This window comes from Aquincola sp. J276, assembly GCF_024700035.1.
GTDB lineage: Bacteria > Pseudomonadota > Gammaproteobacteria > Burkholderiales > Burkholderiaceae_C > Aquincola > Aquincola tertiaricarbonis.
The window spans coordinates 3,689,525-3,705,749 of sequence record NZ_JAJONC010000001.1; the positions used below are offsets into that span (position 1 = coordinate 3,689,525).

Below are 16,225 nucleotides of genomic sequence, written 5' to 3' on the forward strand. Positions count from 1 at the left end.
GGAACGAACGGGGAAACATCATGAGCGCAGTTCTCGACCATCACGGCCATGCGGGCCACGACGACCACGCGCACGACCATCCGCACGGATGGCGCCGCTGGGTCTTTGCCACCAACCACAAGGACATCGGTACGCTGTACCTGCTGTTCAGCTTCACCATGCTGATGATCGGCGGCGTGCTGGCGCTGATGATCCGGCTGGAGCTGTTCCAGCCCGGGCTGCAGTTCTTCAATCCCGAGCTGTTCAACCAGTTCACCACCATGCACGGCCTGATCATGGTGTTCGGGGCGATCATGCCGGCCTTCGTCGGCTTCGCGAACTGGATGATCCCGCTGCAGATCGGCGCGTCCGACATGGCCTTCGCGCGGATGAACAACTTCAGCTTCTGGCTGATGATCCCCGCGGCCATCATGCTGGTGGCGTCGTTCTTCATGCCCGGTGGCGCCCCCGCCGCCGGCTGGACGCTGTATGCGCCGCTGACGCTGCAGATGGGCCCGTCGATGGACGCCGGCATCTTCGCGATGCACCTGCTGGGCGCCTCGTCCATCATGGGCTCCATCAACATCATCGTCACGGTGCTGAACATGCGCGCGCCCGGCATGACGCTGATGAAGATGCCGCTGTTCTGCTGGACCTGGCTGATCACCGCCTACCTGCTGATCGCGGTGATGCCCGTGCTGGCCGGCGCCATCACGATGACGCTGACCGACCGCCACTTCGGCACGTCGTTCTTCAGCCCCGCCGGCGGTGGCGACCCGATCATGTACCAGCACATCTTCTGGTTCTTCGGGCACCCCGAGGTGTACATCATGATCCTGCCGGCCTTCGGCATCATCAGCGCCATCATCCCGGCCTTCGCCCGCAAGCGCCTGTTCGGCTATACCTCGATGGTGTACGCCACGGCGTCCATCGCCATCCTGTCGTTCATCGTGTGGGCGCACCACATGTTCACCACCGGCATGCCGGTGACGGGCCAGCTGTTCTTCATGTACGCGACCATGCTGATCGCGGTGCCCACGGGCGTGAAGATCTTCAACTGGGTGGCCATGATGTGGCGCGGCTCGATGACCTTCGAGACGCCGATGCTGTTCGCGGTGGGCTTCATCTTCGTGTTCACGATGGGCGGCTTCACCGGCCTGATCCTGTCGACCGCACCGGTGGACATCCAGCTGCAGGACACCTACTACGTGGTGGCGCACTTCCACTACGTGCTGGTGGCCGGCTCGCTGTACGCGCTGTTCGCCGGCGTGTACTACTGGGGCCCGAAGTGGACCGGCGTGATGTACAGCGAGACCCGCGGCAAGATCCACTTCTGGCTGTCGCTGATCTTCTTCAACATCACCTTCTTCCCGATGCACTTCCTGGGTCTGGCCGGCATGCCCCGCCGCTACGCCGACTACCCGATGCAGTTCGCCGACTTCAACATGATCGCGTCGCTGGGCGCGCTCGGTTTCGGCCTGATGCAGGTGTACTTCTTCCTGTTCGTCGTGGTGCCGATGATGCGCGGCAAGGGTGAACCGGCCCCGGCCAAGCCGTGGGACGGTGCCGAAGGCCTGGAGTGGGAAGTGCCGTCGCCGGCCCCGTTCCACACCTTCGAGAACCCGCCCAAGCTCGACGCCACCGCCACGCGCATCCTGGCGTGAACATGATGGCCGGTGGACCGCGTCAGCAGGAGCAACGCAAGGCCAACGTCAGGCTGGGCATCATCCTGGCGTCGGTGGCGATCATCTTCGCGCTGGGCTTCATGGCCCGCATGTGGCTGATCGGGGGCTGAGCCGTGGCTGACCAGAAGCGGCGACTGCTCGCCTCCACCGTGCACGGGGACAACCTGCGCATGGTGGGCAAGCTGGTGGTCATCGCCGGCCTGATGTTCGGCTTCGGCTACGGCCTGGTGCCGATGTACCGCCACATCTGCGCGGCGCTGGGCATCAACGTGCTCTCGCTGTCGGAGCGCCAGGCCACCTCGTACAACGCCGGCTCGTCCGGCCGCACGAGCAAGGCCAACACGCAGGTCGACACCACGCGCACCATCACCATCGAGTTCGACGCGAACTCGCGCGGGCCCTGGGAATTTAAGCCGGCGAAACGGTCGGTGCAGGTGCATCCGGGCGAGCTCACCACGGTGATGTACGACTTCAAGAACGTGCAGAACCGGGTGATGGCCGCGCAGGCCATTCCCAGCTATGCGCCGAAGCAGGCCACCGCCTACTTCAACAAGCTCGAGTGCTTCTGCTTCAACGAGTACACGCTGCAGCCGGGCGAGGTGAAGGCCTGGCCGGTCACCTTCGTGATCGACCCGAAGCTACCGAAGGACGTGACGACGATCACCCTGTCGTACACCTTCTTCGAGGTGCCCGGCAAGCAGGCCGCCGACGTGGTGCAGGCACCTGCCAAGGAGCCGCGCTCGTGAGCCTGAAGGAGGCGGCCGCCCGCAAGGGTTCGTTCCTGCATGCGCTGCGCGCGGTGGCGTGGTCGTTCTTCGGCGTGCGCAAGAACAGTGAATACGAGAAAGACGTGAAGCACCTGAACCCGGTGCACGTCATCGTCGCCGGCCTGCTGGCCGCGGCGGTGTTCGTGACGGCGCTGGTGCTGCTGGTGAAATGGGTGGTGGGCAGCGGCATCGCCGGCTGACCGTCACAAACGATAGAAGGTTCGAGGAGAAGCGAGCATGTCGGCAGCGACACACCAAGGGGCAACGCCTTATTACTTCGTGCCGGGCCCGTCGCGGCATCCGGTGATGGCGGCGATCGGCCTGTTCTTCGTGATCCTGGGCGCAGGCCAGTGGGTCAACGGCCACGGCTGGGGCGCCTATTCGGTGCTGTTCGGCCTGATCTGGTGGGCGGTCACGCTCTTCCAGTGGTTCGGCGATTCCATCCGCGAGAGCGAAGGCGGCATGTACGGCTCGCGCATCGACGTGTCGTACCGCTGGAGCATGGCCTGGTTCATCTTCTCGGAGGTGATGTTCTTCGGTGCCTTCTTCGGCGCCCTGTACTGGGCCCGGGTGCATTCGGTGCCCAGCCTGGGCAGCCTGGAGAATGCGCTGCTGTGGCCCGACTTCAAGGCCGTGTGGCCGAGCGGCGCGCCCGGCGCCACCGCCTCGCCCACCGGCACCGTGGAGCCGTTCAGCACCATGGGCCCGTGGCCCCTGCCCACCATCAACACCGCGCTGCTGCTCACGTCGGGCATCACGCTGACCATCGCCCACCATGCGCTGATCGCCGGCCACCGCGCCAAGACCATCGTGTGGATGTGGGCCACGGTGCTGCTGGGCGTGACCTTCCTGTGCGTGCAGAGCTACGAGTACTTCCACGCCTACCGCGACCTGAACCTGAAGCTCAACTCGGGCGTGTTCGGCTCCACCTTCTTCATGCTCACCGGCTTCCACGGCTTCCATGTGCTGGTGGGCATGCTGATGCTGCTGTTCATCACGCTGCGGCTGCAGAAGGGCCACTTCACGCCGGAGCGCCATTTCGGCTTCGAAGGTGCCGCCTGGTACTGGCACTTCGTGGACGTGGTGTGGCTGGGCCTGTACGTGGTGGTGTACTGGATGTAAGCCGAGGCCGGCCCGATCCCGGGCCTTCCGGCCCCGCATCAAGAGCGCCGCAAGGCGCTCTTTTTCATCGCGGCACGCCGGTGGGCTGGATCCAGCCCATCCAGTAGGAAAACAGGATGAACAGGAACAGCGCCACCGACAGCCCCACCCGCAGCGCCAGCGCGCGGGCCATCTTGTTGCCGCGGCCCACCTGCCCCGGCTTGGGCTTGCGCAGCATGAACAGGCCGGCACTTCCGAGCGCCGCGAGGATGCCCAGAAGGACCACCGCAATGACGATTTTCATGGGTCAGGATTCTGGCACCGCGGCCCCGGCCGCCTTGGCAGCACGGCCATGCTGAGCGCCCGCGGCCGGCGGGTGGTGGTGGCCGTGGCGGCGCTGGTGGTGGGCGCGCTCACCTTCCGGCTGGGCCTGTGGCAGCTGGACCGCGCCGAGCAGAAGACCAGCCTGCAGCGCGCCATCGACGAACGCGCGCTGATGCCGATGCTGGACACCGCGGCGCTGGCCCGCACGCCCGAGCAGGCGCAGGCGCAGTTCCACCGCACGGTGCGGCTGACCGGGCGCTGGCTGCCGGCGGCCACCGTGTACCTGGACAACCGGCAGATGAACGGCCGGCCGGGCTTCTTCGTCATCACGCCGCTGCAGCTGGCCGATGGCAGCGCGGTGGTGGTGCAGCGTGGCTGGCAGCCGCGTGACGCGTTGGACCGCAGCCGTGTGGCCGACACGCCCACGCCGTCGGGCTCGGTGGAGCTGACGGGCCGGGTCGCCCCGCCGCCGGCCCGGTTGTATGAGTTCGAGGCGCCGACTGCGGAACGCATCCGGCAAAATCTGGATCTGGAAGCCTATGCGCGTGAAACGGGCCTGACGCTGCGCCCGTTGTCGGTCTGGCAGACCGGCACCGCGTCCGATGGCCTGGAGCGCGATTGGCTGCCTCCGGCCATCGACGTCGCAAGACACCACGGTTACGCCTTTCAATGGTTTGCACTGAGCGCGCTCGTCGCGGGTTTGTATGTCTGGTTCCAACTCGTCCGTCCCTGGCGGCAAGGCAGTCGGCGTGGCGGGTGATCCGCTGAGCTTCACCGTGCATTCGATGCCCGATCCGGGCGCCGCCGTGGCCGATGCGACGGTGCAGCGCCGCACGGCCATGGGCCGGTTGAAGATGCTGATGGTGCTGCTGGTGTGCGCCTCGCCGGTCATCGCCTCGTACTTCACCTACTTCGTCATCCGCCCCGAGGGCCGTACGAACTACAGCACGCTGATCACGCCGGTGCGTGAGCTGCCGGCGGCGCTGCCGCTGGCCGACCTGGATGGCAAGCCCGTGCCGGCCGCCTCCTTGCGCGGGCAGTGGCTGCTGGTCATCGCGGTGGACGCCGATTGCGACGCCGCCTGCGAGAAGCGCCTGTTCCTGCAGCGCCAGCTGCGCGAGATGATGGGACGCGAGCGCGAGCGGATCGACAAGGTGGTGCTGTTCACCGACCGGGCGCCGCTGCGGCCGGAGCTCACCGCCGCGCTCAACACCACGCCGGCCGCCACCGTGCTGCGCGTGCCGGCCGAGGCCCTGGCCGGCTGGTTGGCGCCGGAGCCCGGCCAGCCACTGGATGCCCACCTGTACATCGTCGATCCGATGGGCAACTGGATGATGCGCGCGCCGGTGGAGCCGGACCCGCTCAAGCTCAAGAAGGACCTGGACCGCCTGCTGCGTGGTTCGTCCAGCTGGGACCAGCCGGGCCGGTGATGGTGATGGACCTCGTCGACTGGTCTCCGGTGCTGCACCTGGCGGTGCTGGGCGTGCTGCTGGCTGCCGGGCCGCTGGTGTGGGTGTGGACGCGCCACCGCGGTGCCACGCCCGCGCAGCGCCTGCGCGCGCTGACGCTGCTCACGCTGTTCTTCACCTTCGACCTGATCGTGATCGGCGCCACCACGCGCCTGACCGACTCGGGCCTGGGCTGCCCCGACTGGCCCGGCTGCTATGGCAGCGCCACGCCGCTGGGCGCACGCGACGAGATCCATGCCGCCCAGACGGCCATGCCCACCGGTCCGGTGACCCACGGCAAGGCCTGGATGGAGATGGTGCACCGCTACTTCGCCATGGGCGTGGGCGTGCTCATCGTCGTCATCGCGGTGATGAGCTGGCTGGACCGGCGGCGCCGTGCCGAGCAGGCGCCATCGCCCTGGTGGGCCACGGTCACGCTGGTGGCGGTGTGCCTGCAGGGCGCCTTCGGCGCGCTCACGGTCACCATGAAGCTGTACCCGGCCATCGTCACCCTGCACCTGCTGTTCGGCCTGGGGCTGCTGGCGCTGCTGGCCCTGCAGGCCGAGGCCTTCCTGCCGCGGCCGCTGAAGCTGTCGCGCGGGCTGCAGTGGGGCGCGCTGGCGGTGGCGGGGCTGTGCGTGCTGCAGATCGCGCTGGGCGGCTGGGTGAGCACCAATTACGCGGTGCTGGCCTGCCGGGACTTTCCCACCTGCCAGGGCAGCTGGTGGCCGCCGATGGACTTCGAACATGCCTTCACCCTGCGCCGTGAACTGGGCCAGACGGGCGCCGGCAGCTATCTGCCGTTTGCCGCACTGACCGCCATCCACATGGCGCACCGGCTGATGGCGGCGGTGGTGCTCACCGCCATGGGGCTGCTGGCCTGGCGGCTGCACGCCAGCGGCCAGCCCGGTGCACGCCGGTTCGCGCTCGGCCTGCTGGGGCTGATGGCCTGGCAACTGGCCAGCGGCCTGTCCAACGTGGTGCTGGGCTGGCCCATCCTGGCCGCGGTGGCCCACACCGCCGGCGCGGCCGCGCTGGTGCTGCTGCTCAGCCGGCTGCTGGCGCGGGCGCTGCAACCGGCCCCTGCACGGGCCGCACCGTCCGCCCGCCGCGCCGCGGCCATGGCCTGAAGCGGCTTCCTACAATCCGGGTTCCCATGTCTGTCTCCTCGTCCACCGCCACGCCTGCCGTCGCAGCGCCTGCGCCGCCCGCTTCCAAGGTCCGGCAGTTCCATGCGCTGACCAAGCCGCGCGTGGTGCAGCTCATCGTGTTCTGCGCCGTCATCGGCATGCTGCTGGCCGTGCCCGGCCTGCCCGACCTGGGCGTGGTGCTGGCGGCCACGGTAGGCATCTGGCTGGTGGCGGCCGCCGCCGCCGCCTTCAACTGCGTGGTGGAACAGCGCATCGACGCCAAGATGGCGCGCACCGCCTGGCGGCCGACGGCCAAGGGCCAGCTCACCAACACCCAGACGCTGCTGTTCTCCGCCGTGCTCTGCGGCCTGGGTGGCGCGGTGCTGTACTTCCTGGTCAATCCGCTGACGATGTGGCTCACGCTGGCCACCTTCGTGGGCTATGCGGTGATCTACACCGTGGTGCTCAAGCCGATGACGCCCCAGAACATCGTCATCGGCGGCGCTTCCGGCGCCATGCCGCCGCTGCTGGGCTGGGCCGCGATGCGCGGGGAGGTGGGTGCCGAGTCCTGGATGCTGGTGCTCATCATCTTCCTGTGGACGCCGCCGCACTTCTGGGCGCTGGCGCTGTACCGGGTGGAGGACTATGCGCGCGCCGGCCTGCCGATGCTGCCGGTGACCCACGGCGCCGAATTCACCCGGCTGCAGGTGCTGCTGTACACGCTGGTGCTGTTCCCGGCCACGCTGCTGCCTTACCTGTACGGCATGAGCGGCCTGATCTACCTGGTGGCCGCGGCCGTGCTGGGCGGGCTGTTCATCGCCTACGCCTTCCGTCTGTGGCGCCACTACAGCGACGCACTGGCGCGCCGCACCTTCCGCTTCTCCATCCTGCACCTGTCGCTGCTGTTCGCCGCGCTGCTGCTGGACCACTACCTGGGCCCATGGCTTTCCATCTGACGTTCTCCCGCCGCGCCTGCCTGGCGGGCGCGGCTGCCGCGGCGCTGCTGCTGGCGGGCTGCGACAAGTTTTCCTCCACGCCCAAGGCCGCCTTCACCGGCGTGGACATCACCGGCGCGGACTATGCGCAGAAGCTGTCGCTGAAGGACCCGGACGGCAAGCAGCGCTCGCTGGATGAGTTCAAGGGCAAGGTGGTGGTGGTGTTCTTCGGCTTCACCCAGTGCCCCGACGTCTGCCCCACCACCATGGCCGAGCTGGCCGAGGTCAAGCGCTCCCTCGGGCCGGACGGCGACAAGGTGCAGGGCATCTTTGTCAGCGTGGATCCGGAGCGCGACACGCCGGAGCTGTTGAAGGCCTACGTCGCCAACTTCGACCCGGGCTTCGTCGCGCTGCGCGGCACGCCGGAGGAAACCAAGGCGGCGGCGCGTGAGTTCAAGGTGTTCTACACCAAGGTGCCGGGCAAGACCGAAGGTGCCTACTCGGTGGATCACACCGCAGGCTCGTACCTGTTCGATCCGCAGGGCAAGGTGAGGCTGTTCACCCGCTACGGCAGCGGGGCGCAGGCGCTGGCCTCGGACATCAAGGCGCTGCTGGCCGGGGCCTGAGGCCCCTGCGCAATGCCCCATGAAAAACGGCCCCTGCAGGGGCCGTTCCGTCGTCTGGCGGGGCAGTGTCGGTCAGCCCGCCACCGGCTCCAGCGCCTTGCGCATCTTCTTCATGGCCGCCACCTCGATCTGGCGGATGCGTTCGGCACTGACGCCGTACTCGGCCGCCAGCTCATGCAGCGTCATGCCGCCGGAGGTGTCGTCGTTGACCTTGAGCCAGCGCTCTTCCACGATGCGGCGGCTGCGCGCGTCCAGCACTTCCAGAGCGCGGCCGATGCCATCGCCCGACAGCTCGTCGCGGCGGCGGTTTTCCAGCACGCGAGTCGGTTCCTGGCTTTCGTCGGCCAGGTAAGCGATCGGGGCGTAGCTTTCCTCGCCGTCGTCGCTGGTCTGCGGCTCCAGCGCCACGTCGCCACCGGACAGCCGGGTTTCCATTTCCAGCACTTCCTCCGGCTTGACGTTCAGCGCCTCGGCCACCGAAGCCACTTCGGCGCTGGTGAGCGTGCTGCGGTGGGTGTCGCCATCGGCCGCGTCGCTCTTCAAGCCCTGCTTCATCGATCGCAGGTTGAAGAAGAGCTTGCGCTGGGCCTTGGTGGTGGCCACCTTGACCATGCGCCAGTTGCGCAGGATGTATTCGTGGATCTCGGCCTTGATCCAGTGCATGGCATAGCTCACCAGCCGCACGCCCTGGTCGGGATCGAAGCGCTTGACGGCCTTCATCAGGCCGACGTTGCCTTCCTGGATCAGGTCGGACTGCGGCAGGCCATAACCCATGTACTGGCGCGACAGCGACACCACCAGGCGCAGATGGCTCATCACCAGCCGGCCGGCGCTTTCGACGTCGCCTTCGTCACGCAACTTGCGGGCGTAGCGAGACTCTTCCTCCTGGGTCAGCAGGGGAATGCGGTTGACCGCGGAGATGTAGGCGTCGAGGTTGCCGATCGGCGGCACCAACGCCCACGGGTCACGCACGGCGATCGCAGAGGCAGTGGTTGAAGTCATGGTCATTCAGACAAGCTGTTCCGCAGAAGGTTCCGGAATATTAGCACTCGCCTCGGTCGAGTGCTGACGGCGCCGGCTATCGGCCGGATAGCCGGGAGCCACCTGAATGCAACACAAGCCTTCGGCGTAAGCATGCGCTCACATAACCATCGTCGACAGCGGCTGTTCAGTGGTTTCGCCGCCCTGTGCGCGGCTGATCAGATCCGCGGCCGCCCGTGCATGCAAGGTGGCAGGCGGTGTGCCTGCCGACGCGGCTTGCGCACCTTCCAGCCGGAAGGTGGCGACGATGGCCGCCAGCGTCCCGGCCTGGGCCTTGAGCGACTCCGCGGCCGCCGCCGATTCCTCCACCAGCGCGGCGTTCTGCTGCGTGACCTGGTCCAGCTCGGTGATGGCGCTGCTGATCTGCGCCAGGTCGTGGCTCTGGGTGCCGGCCACGGCGGTGATGGCGCCGATCATGTCGCGCACCTGCTGCACGCTGCCCACGATCTCCCCCATGGTGCCGCCAGCGGCATGCACCAGCCGGGAACCGGCATCCACCCGTTCGACGCTGGCGCCGATCAGCGTCTTGATTTCCTTGGCGGCCTCGGCGCTGCGCTGGGCCAGGCTGCGCACCTCGCCGGCCACCACCGCGAAGCCGCGGCCCTGTTCACCGGCGCGGGCGGCTTCCACCGCCGCGTTCAGCGCCAGGATGTTGGTCTGGAAGGCGATGCCGTCGATGGTGGCGATGATGTCGGCGATCTTCTGCGAGCTGGCGTGGATCTCGTTCATGGTGCTGACCACGTCGGCCACCACGCTGCCCCCGCGCTGGGCCACGCCGGAGGCGGAGCCGGCCAGCTGGTTGGCGCTGTGGGCCGATTCGGCCGACTGGCGCACCTTGCCGCTCAGCTCCTCCATCGCCGAGGCGGTGCTCTGCAGGTGCTTGGCGGCCTGCTCGGTGCGGTGGCTGAGGTCGAGGTTGCCGCTGGCCACCTCGGACGAGGCGGCCTCGATGCTGGCCGATGCGCCGCGCACCTGGCCCACCAGCGTGCTGAGCGAGGCCTGCATGCCCGCCAGGCCCTGCATCAGGCGCGCCGGTTCGTCGCTGCCGCGGGTGTCGATGCGGCTGGTGAGGTCGCCGCGGGCGATGCGTCCGGTGATTTCCACCGCATGGTCCAGCGGCCCGCAGACGGCACGCAGCGTGGCCGCCATCAGCGGCAGCACCACCAGCAGCGTGGCGGCCACCAGGCCCAGCCGCATCCAGGCCGCCATCGCGGTGCTGGCGGCGATCTCGGCGCGCAGGATGTTGGCATGGTCGTGCTCGGCCTTCAGCAGCGCGGCGCCGTTGGCCTGCAGCGCGTCCATGGTCTCGGTGGCGCGCTGGGCATAGGCCAGCCCGGCGGAGGCGTCCATGCGCGCTTCCTTCAGCTGCACGGCGATCGGCTCGATCACCGCGGCATAGTCGGCCAGCAGCTTGCCCTGGGCGCTCACCAACTCGGCCAGCGCGGGGTTGCCGGGGTTGTCCTCGGCCAGTCGGGCACCGGCCACCTTCAGGCGCTCGATCTGCTGCTTCCATTGCGTGTGCAGCGGCTCCACGTCGGTGGGGTTGGACACCGCGGTGGCGATCATCGCGGCCTCGAAGCGGCGCACCGCCGACAGCGATTCGCGCAGGTCGCCCACCTGGCTGGAGGCGGCCAGCGCCTGGTCGAAGAGGCGGGCCACGGGGCCGTTGGTGGTGCGGCTGTCCAGCAGGCTCCAGCCGCCCAGCACGAGCATCGACAAGCTGACCAGACCCATCACCCAGTAGAAGCGGCTTCGAACGGAAAGCGAACGCAGATCAGGCATGGCGAAGGCAGCGCGGCGGCTGGCGAAGTACAACGATGACCAGCGTTTCGGCGCCTGCGCGGTCAATCTGTAATCCGCACACCGCTGGTGCGGCATGCACTCATCCGAAGCGCGTTTCCATCGGCTCCAGCTGCTCGTCCAGCACGGCCAGGATCTCGCCCACGTTCACCGGCTTGGTGAGGTATTGCGCCGCGCCTGCGGCCATGGCTTCCTGGATGCGCGCCGAGGTGGCGTCGGCCGACACCACCACCACCGGGATGCGGGCCGTGTCGGGGTCGGCCTTGAGGTGGCGCAGCAGTTCCAGGCCGTCGATGTCGGGCAGGTGCATGTCCAGCAGCACCAGGCTGGGGCGTTCGACACGGATGGCCGCCAGGCCGTCCAGACCGGTGGTGAACACCTCCAGCCGGATCTGCGGCCGCTGCGCCAGGATGCCGCGCATCACCTCCGCATTGGTCTCGTTGTCCTCGACGTAGTGCACGGTGCGGCGGCGGTACACCGCCTCGCCGGGCAGCTCGCCCTCGGCCAGGCTGCGCGGCAGGCTGCCGTCGCGGGCCAGCGGCAGCTGCAGCACGAAGGTGGAGCCCTGGCCTTCCACGCTGCGCGCGCGCAGCGTGCCGCCCATCAGCTCGGCCAGGCGCTGGCTGATCACCAGGCCGATGCCGGTGCCTTCCTCGCCGCTGGTCTCGCGGCCCAGGCGGTTGAAGGGCTGGAACAGCTCGGACAGCTGCTGCTCGCTCATGCCCAGGCCGGTGTCATGCACTTCCAGCTGCACCGTCTGCGCATCCACCAGCTGCGTGGTGATGGTGACGCGGCCGCCGCGCTGGTTGTACTTGATGGCGTTGGACAGCAGGTTGGTCATGATCTGCTTGACCCGGGTGAGGTCGCCGGTGACGGCCGCGGCCGCCGGGTCCAGCCGCTCCACCACCGTCACGCCGCGCCGCTGCGCGTTGTGCTCCAGCAGCGAGCGGGTTGCACGCAGCAGGTCGGCCACGTCCAGCGTCTCGGTCTGCAGCTTCAGCGTGCCGGACTCGATGCGCGACAGGTCCAGCGTGTCGTTGATCATGTGCAGCAGGTGCCAGCCGGCCTGTTGGATCTGCGTGGTCCATTCGGTCTGGTGAGGGGCCAGCGGCTGCTGGCGGTCCAGCTCCAGCAGCTGTGCGAAGCCCAGCATCGCGTTCAGCGGCGTGCGCAGCTCATGGCTCATGCGGGAGAGGAACTCGCTCTTGGCCCGGTTGGCGGCCTCGGCGCTCTCGCGCGCGCGCTCGGCCTCGTGCAGGCGCAGGTGCTCGGTGATGTCCTCCACCACGCCCACCAGGCGGTGCGGCTCGCCGGCCGCGTTGCGCAGCACGGTGAGCACCACCGACACCCACACGGTGCGTTGGTCGCGGGTGACGTAGCGCTTCTGGCGCCGCACCATCGGCATCTCGCCGCGCACCAGGCGCTGGCTGAGCTCGCTGTCGAAGGCCCGGTCGTCGGCATGCGTGAGCAGCAGGGCATCCATGCCGTTCAGCTCCTCGGCGCTGTAGCCGGTCATCTCGCGCAGCCGGGGGTTGGATTCGCGGATGCGGCCTTCCAGGTCGGTGTAGATCACGCCGATGGGCACATGGTCCAGCATGTTGCGGAAGCGCTGTTCGCTCTCGCGCAGCGCGGCCTCGGTGCGCTTGCGCTCGGCCACCTCGCGCAGCAGGTCGGCGGTGCGCTCGGCCACCGCCATCTCGATGCGGCGGGCGCGGCCGGTCACCGTCAGCAGCAGCGCGCCCACCATGGCGGTGGCCAGCAGGCCCACCACCGAGAAGGGCCAGGCATTGCCGAACTGGCTGCCCAGCGTGCCGGCGCCGGGCTGGGGGCGCACCTGGATCTCCCAGTGCCGGCCGGCGAAGGTGACCGGCCGCACATGCACCGGCCGCCGCTTGCCGACCACCGGCCGCTCGCAGCCCGGCGCACCGCCCAGGCGGCGCAGCGAGGCATCGGGGTCGGTGTCGACGATGCACAGCGCCAGCGGCGGGCCGGGCGCGGCTTCCACCGCATCCACCTGGTCTTCCAGCCGCAGGGTGACGAAGGCGGTGCCGCGCACCGCGGCGATGCGGTCCACCGGCCCGGCGGGCGTGCCGGCATAGACCGCCTGGTACACCACGATGCCGATGCCACCCTGGGTGAGCATGAAGCCCGGCGTGGCCACCGGCTGGCCGCTGCGCACCGCCTCGGCCACGGTGTCGCGGGCGGCGGCGATCGACAGCACGTTCACGCCCAGCGCGCCGCGGTTGCGGGCCTCGGGCTCGATGTAGCGCATGGCCATCACCTCGGGCTGCGCCGCGGCATCGGGCACGCCGGCGTCCTGGCGGTCGAACACGCGGTAGCCGGCCAGGCCCTCGGCCTGCGCCCGGGCCTCCAGCGCCGGCACGTCGGCACGCCGCGCCCGCTCGTTCCAGCCCAGCGCCTGCAGGCCCAGGGCCGGCTGCAGCCAGGCGGCGGTGGCGCGGCGGAATTCGGCGGCGGTCACGTCCTGCGAGGCGACGAACACGCCGTTGATCGCCTCCAGCGCCCGCAGCGGCTCGCGCAGGCGAGCCTGCATGGCCCCCGACAGGCTGCTGGCCTCGCGCTCGAAGGCGGCGCGCTCGCGCTCCCTGTCCAGCTCCACCATCTGGCGGATGCCCAGGCCCATCAGCACCGTGACCACCACCAGCGGCAGGCCCACCGTGAGGCGGCGCGCCGCCCATTCGGTGCGCGGCTGGCCCAGCAGGGTCAGCGCGATCGGCGCGCCGATCATCACGCCCAGCGTGTCCCCGGCCATCCAGGTCCACCAGGTGATGAAGCGCATGCCCGGCGGCAGCGTGCCCACCGCGGTGAGCGCCGCCACCGCGATGGAGGCGCTGATGAGGCAGCTGAGCAGCGCGCCCAGCAGGTAGAAGCGCAGCAGGTCGCGCGGCTCGGTGAGCACCAGCGGCTGGCTCACGTGGCGCCGCACCAGGGCCGCGCCCGCCAGCGCCTGCAGCATGGCACCGGCACCGGCGCAGGCGGGCATCAGCAGCGCCGCCAGCGCGAACTGGCCACGCGGCGCGCTCAGGTAGAAGTTGATGGTGGCCGAGCCCAGCGCCACCGCCACCGCGGCGGGCATGCGCCAGAACAGCACCGCCACCAGCGCGAAGCCGGCGGCCGGGAACAGCGGCGATGCAAAGCTGGGCGGTATGGAGACCAGCAGCCCCAGCATGCCGGTGGCCACGTAGGCCACCCAGGTGACGATGAGCTTGAGGGCCCAGCCGTTTGCCCGGGACTGCGGCAAGGACATGGGCGCTGGGCCGCTAGACGTTGAACAGGAAGTTCATCACGTCGCCGTCCTTCACCACGTACTCCTTGCCTTCCGCGCGCATCTTGCCGGCGTCCTTCGCGCCCTGTTCACCCTTGTACTGGATGAAGTCGTCGAAGGCGATGGTCTGCGCGCGGATGAAGCCGCGCTCGAAGTCGGTGTGGATCACGCCGGCCGCGTTGGGCGCGGTGTCGCCGATGTGGATGGTCCAGGCGCGCACTTCCTTCACGCCCGCGGTGAAGTAGGTCTGCAGGCCCAGCAGCTTGAAGGCGGCGCGGATCAGGCGGTTCAGGCCGGGTTCGTCCTGGCCCATCTCGGCCAGGAAGAGGGCGCGGTCGTCGTCGGCCATGTCGGCCAGCTCGGCCTCGGTCTTGGCGCAGATGGCCACCACCGGCGCCTTCTGCGCCTCGGCATAGGCCTTCAGCCGGTCCAGCAGGGGGTTGTTCTCGAAGCCGGTCTCCGACACGTTGCCCACGAACATCGCCGGCTTGGCGGTGATCAGGCACAGCGGCTTCAGGATCACCAGCTCTTCCTTGCTGAAGTCGATGCTGCGCACCGGCTGCGCCTGGTCGAGCGCGGCCTGGCACTTCTGCAGCACGGACACCAGCTTGGCGGCTTCCTTGTCGTTGCCCGACTTGGCGGCCTTGATCGAGCGCTGCAGCGTCTTTTCCACCGTGCCCAGGTCGGCCAGGCACAGCTCGGTCTGGATGACCTCGATGTCGGCGATGGGGTCGACCTTGCCCGACACGTGGATGACGTTGTCGTCCTCGAAGCAGCGCACCACGTTCACGATGGCGTCCGTCTCGCGGATGTGCGAGAGGAACTGGTTGCCCAGGCCTTCACCCTTGGAGGCACCGGCCACCAGGCCGGCGATGTCCACGAACTCGACGATCGCCGGCACCACCCGCTCGGGCCTGACGATGTCCGACAGCGCCTGCAGCCGCGGGTCGGGCAGCTCCACGATGCCGACGTTGGGCTCGATGGTGCAGAAGGGATAGTTCTCGGCAGCGATGCCCGCCTTGGTGAGGGCGTTGAACAGGGTGGACTTGCCGACGTTGGGCAGGCCGACGATGCCGCACTTGAGGCTCATAGGGGATTCCGGAGGTGCCGGCACAGGACGCGCCGGGCAGCAGACAAACGAGGGTGAAGTTTAAGTCGCCGGCCGGCGGGTGCCAGATACTGCACGCATCGCTGTACCGGCCCGAGGCTTGACATGACCGCCACCACCCCCCACGGCATCACGCTGATTTCGCCCCACACCAAGGACCTGGGCGGCGGCTTCCTGGTGCGCCGCTCGCTGCCTTCGCTGCCGAAGCCGGCGGTGGGGCCTTTCGTATTCTTCGACCACTTCGGCCCGGTGGAAGCGCATGACACGCAGGACGTGCGGGCCCATCCGCACATCGGCCTGGCCACCGTCACCTACCTGTACCAGGGCGCGATGGTGCACCGCGACTCCACCGGCGCGGTGCAGCGCATCGAGCCCGGGGCGGTCAACCTGATGGTGGCGGGCAGCGGCGTGGCTCATTCCGAGCGCATGCCCGACGAACTGCGTGGCCAGGCCGACCTGCGCCATGGCCTGCAGCTGTGGCTGGCGCTGCCCGAGGCCGACGAGGAGATGCCCGCCTTCTTCTCGCACACCGGCGCCGCCGACATCCCCGAGGTGGTGCCCGCGCCGGGCGTGGTGGCCCGGGTGCTGATGGGCAGCGGATTCGGCGCCACCTCGCCGGTGCCGCAGCGCTCGCCCACGCTGTACATCGACCTGCGGCTGTCGGCCGGCGCCGAACTGGCGCTGCCGCCGCTGGCCGCCGAGCAGGCGCTGTATGCGGTGGAGGGCGGCTTCCTGCTCGATGGCGAGGAGATCGGCGCGCAGACGATGGCGCTGCTGCCCGAAGGCGCCACCTGCACCGTGGCCGCGCCGGCCGGCGCGCGCATCGCGCTGGTGGGCGGGGAGCCGCTGGGCCAGCGCTACATGTGGTGGAACTTCGTCTCCAGCCGCAAGGAGCGCATCGTGCAGGCGGCCGACGACTGGCAGGCGCAACGCTTCGCGGCCGTGCCGGGCGAGACGGAATTCATCCCGCTGCCGCAGAAGCGGCCGACCTGAAG

General features: G+C 69.1%; 16 protein-coding genes. 11 read left to right on the plus strand and 5 right to left on the minus strand.

All coding sequences use genetic code 11. The features are described from left to right. Positions 1–20 precede the first annotated feature (20 nt). The 5 genes from ctaD to LRS14_RS17205 are packed head-to-tail and all read left to right on the plus strand — an operon-like array spanning position 21 to position 3,553. Positions 21–1,643, plus strand: a complete 1,623-nt coding sequence (ctaD, locus tag LRS14_RS17185) for a cytochrome c oxidase subunit I (RefSeq protein WP_257800285.1) — start codon at positions 21–23, stop codon at positions 1,641–1,643. Between the two features lie 2 nt (positions 1,644–1,645). Beyond that, positions 1,646–1,774 carry a cytochrome oxidase small assembly protein gene (locus LRS14_RS17190; RefSeq protein ID WP_232315544.1) on the plus strand — a complete coding sequence of 43 codons (129 nt, stop codon included), beginning with the start codon at positions 1,646–1,648 and terminating at the stop codon, positions 1,772–1,774. Positions 1,775–1,834: 60 nt separating this feature from the next. Continuing rightward, on the plus strand, positions 1,835–2,410 hold the full coding sequence (locus LRS14_RS17195; RefSeq protein ID WP_046115744.1) for a cytochrome c oxidase assembly protein: 576 nt from the start codon (positions 1,835–1,837) through the stop codon (positions 2,408–2,410). Continuing rightward, on the plus strand, positions 2,407–2,631 hold the full coding sequence (locus LRS14_RS17200) for a DUF2970 domain-containing protein (protein ID WP_046115716.1): 225 nt from the start codon (positions 2,407–2,409) through the stop codon (positions 2,629–2,631). Before LRS14_RS17195 ends, LRS14_RS17200 begins: the two co-directional genes overlap by 4 nt. Before the next feature lie 37 nt (positions 2,632–2,668). Then, positions 2,669–3,553 carry a cytochrome c oxidase subunit 3 gene (locus tag LRS14_RS17205; RefSeq protein ID WP_257800286.1) on the plus strand — a complete coding sequence of 295 codons (885 nt, stop codon included), beginning with the start codon at positions 2,669–2,671 and terminating at the stop codon, positions 3,551–3,553. A 64-nt stretch (positions 3,554–3,617) separates the two neighbouring features. Here LRS14_RS17205 and LRS14_RS17210 read toward each other — a convergent pair whose 3' ends face one another. Then, entirely contained in the window at positions 3,618–3,836 is a 219-nt protein-coding gene (locus LRS14_RS17210) for a twin transmembrane helix small protein (protein ID WP_046115714.1), read from the minus strand. Between the two features lie 48 nt (positions 3,837–3,884). Here LRS14_RS17210 and LRS14_RS17215 point away from each other — a divergent pair, with 48 nt between their 5' ends. From LRS14_RS17215 to LRS14_RS17235, 5 genes are read left to right on the plus strand one after another with little or no spacing between them, the layout of a single operon-like run. Beyond that, on the plus strand, positions 3,885–4,616 hold the full coding sequence (locus tag LRS14_RS17215) for an SURF1 family protein (RefSeq protein ID WP_257800288.1): 732 nt from the start codon (positions 3,885–3,887) through the stop codon (positions 4,614–4,616). Then, positions 4,561–5,286 (plus strand): hypothetical protein, encoded by a 726-nt coding sequence (locus LRS14_RS17220; RefSeq protein ID WP_046115712.1) that lies wholly within the window; start codon positions 4,561–4,563, stop codon positions 5,284–5,286. Before LRS14_RS17215 ends, LRS14_RS17220 begins: the two co-directional genes overlap by 56 nt. After that, entirely contained in the window at positions 5,286–6,434 is a 1,149-nt protein-coding gene (locus LRS14_RS17225; protein ID WP_404977563.1) for a COX15/CtaA family protein, read from the plus strand. Before LRS14_RS17220 ends, LRS14_RS17225 begins: the two co-directional genes overlap by 1 nt. A 26-nt stretch (positions 6,435–6,460) precedes the next feature. Continuing rightward, positions 6,461–7,390, plus strand: a complete 930-nt coding sequence (gene cyoE / locus LRS14_RS17230; RefSeq protein ID WP_257800291.1) for a heme o synthase — start codon at positions 6,461–6,463, stop codon at positions 7,388–7,390. Further along, positions 7,375–7,995: an SCO family protein gene (locus LRS14_RS17235; protein WP_046115710.1), complete on the plus strand. Its 621-nt coding sequence runs from the start codon at positions 7,375–7,377 to the stop codon at positions 7,993–7,995. The genes cyoE and LRS14_RS17235 overlap by 16 nt, the downstream gene beginning before the upstream one ends. 72 nt (positions 7,996–8,067) lie before the next feature. On the opposite strand, the gene rpoH is transcribed toward LRS14_RS17235, so the two are convergent. The 4 genes from rpoH to ychF form a co-directional block, all read right to left on the minus strand. Then, positions 8,068–9,003 carry an RNA polymerase sigma factor RpoH gene (rpoH, locus tag LRS14_RS17240; protein WP_046115709.1) on the minus strand — a complete coding sequence of 312 codons (936 nt, stop codon included), beginning with the start codon at positions 9,001–9,003 and terminating at the stop codon, positions 8,068–8,070. A 132-nt stretch (positions 9,004–9,135) separates the two neighbouring features. Then, on the minus strand, positions 9,136–10,818 hold the full coding sequence (locus LRS14_RS30330; RefSeq protein ID WP_310733675.1) for a methyl-accepting chemotaxis protein: 1,683 nt from the start codon (positions 10,816–10,818) through the stop codon (positions 9,136–9,138). 100 nt (positions 10,819–10,918) lie between these two features. Next, entirely contained in the window at positions 10,919–14,104 is a 3,186-nt protein-coding gene (locus tag LRS14_RS17250) for a CHASE domain-containing protein (RefSeq protein WP_257800292.1), read from the minus strand. A 13-nt stretch (positions 14,105–14,117) separates the two neighbouring features. Then, positions 14,118–15,212: a redox-regulated ATPase YchF gene (ychF, locus tag LRS14_RS17255; RefSeq protein ID WP_257800293.1), complete on the minus strand. Its 1,095-nt coding sequence runs from the start codon at positions 15,210–15,212 to the stop codon at positions 14,118–14,120. Between the two features lie 123 nt (positions 15,213–15,335). On the opposite strand from ychF, the gene LRS14_RS17260 reads away from it, so the two are divergent. After that, the gene (locus LRS14_RS17260) at positions 15,336–16,223 is read left to right on the plus strand and encodes a pirin family protein (protein ID WP_257800294.1); all 888 of its coding nucleotides are present in this window, start codon (positions 15,336–15,338) and stop codon (positions 16,221–16,223) included. The last annotated feature ends 2 nt before the right edge of the window (positions 16,224–16,225 follow it).

What these genes read in the sequence shown, in the direction of transcription:
- ctaD (WP_257800285.1), top strand. Translation starts at nt 21, where the DNA reads ATGAGCGCAGTTCTCGACCATCACGGCCATGCGGGCCACGACGACCAC.
- LRS14_RS17190 (WP_232315544.1), top strand. Translation starts at nt 1,646, where the DNA reads ATGATGGCCGGTGGACCGCGTCAGCAGGAGCAACGCAAGGCCAACGTC.
- LRS14_RS17195 (WP_046115744.1), top strand. Translation starts at nt 1,835, where the DNA reads ATGGTGGGCAAGCTGGTGGTCATCGCCGGCCTGATGTTCGGCTTCGGC.
- LRS14_RS17205 (WP_257800286.1), top strand. Translation starts at nt 2,669, where the DNA reads ATGTCGGCAGCGACACACCAAGGGGCAACGCCTTATTACTTCGTGCCG.
- LRS14_RS17210 (WP_046115714.1), bottom strand. Translation starts at nt 3,836, where the DNA reads ATGAAAATCGTCATTGCGGTGGTCCTTCTGGGCATCCTCGCGGCGCTC.
- LRS14_RS17215 (WP_257800288.1), top strand. Translation starts at nt 3,885, where the DNA reads ATGCTGAGCGCCCGCGGCCGGCGGGTGGTGGTGGCCGTGGCGGCGCTG.
- LRS14_RS17220 (WP_046115712.1), top strand. Translation starts at nt 4,561, where the DNA reads ATGTCTGGTTCCAACTCGTCCGTCCCTGGCGGCAAGGCAGTCGGCGTG.
- LRS14_RS17225 (WP_404977563.1), top strand. Translation starts at nt 5,286, where the DNA reads ATGGTGATGGACCTCGTCGACTGGTCTCCGGTGCTGCACCTGGCGGTG.
- cyoE (WP_257800291.1), top strand. Translation starts at nt 6,461, where the DNA reads ATGTCTGTCTCCTCGTCCACCGCCACGCCTGCCGTCGCAGCGCCTGCG.
- LRS14_RS17235 (WP_046115710.1), top strand. Translation starts at nt 7,375, where the DNA reads ATGGCTTTCCATCTGACGTTCTCCCGCCGCGCCTGCCTGGCGGGCGCG.
- rpoH (WP_046115709.1), bottom strand. Translation starts at nt 9,003, where the DNA reads ATGACCATGACTTCAACCACTGCCTCTGCGATCGCCGTGCGTGACCCG.
- LRS14_RS30330 (WP_310733675.1), bottom strand. Translation starts at nt 10,818, where the DNA reads ATGCCTGATCTGCGTTCGCTTTCCGTTCGAAGCCGCTTCTACTGGGTG.
- LRS14_RS17250 (WP_257800292.1), bottom strand. Translation starts at nt 14,104, where the DNA reads ATGTCCTTGCCGCAGTCCCGGGCAAACGGCTGGGCCCTCAAGCTCATC.
- ychF (WP_257800293.1), bottom strand. Translation starts at nt 15,212, where the DNA reads ATGAGCCTCAAGTGCGGCATCGTCGGCCTGCCCAACGTCGGCAAGTCC.
- LRS14_RS17260 (WP_257800294.1), top strand. Translation starts at nt 15,336, where the DNA reads ATGACCGCCACCACCCCCCACGGCATCACGCTGATTTCGCCCCACACC.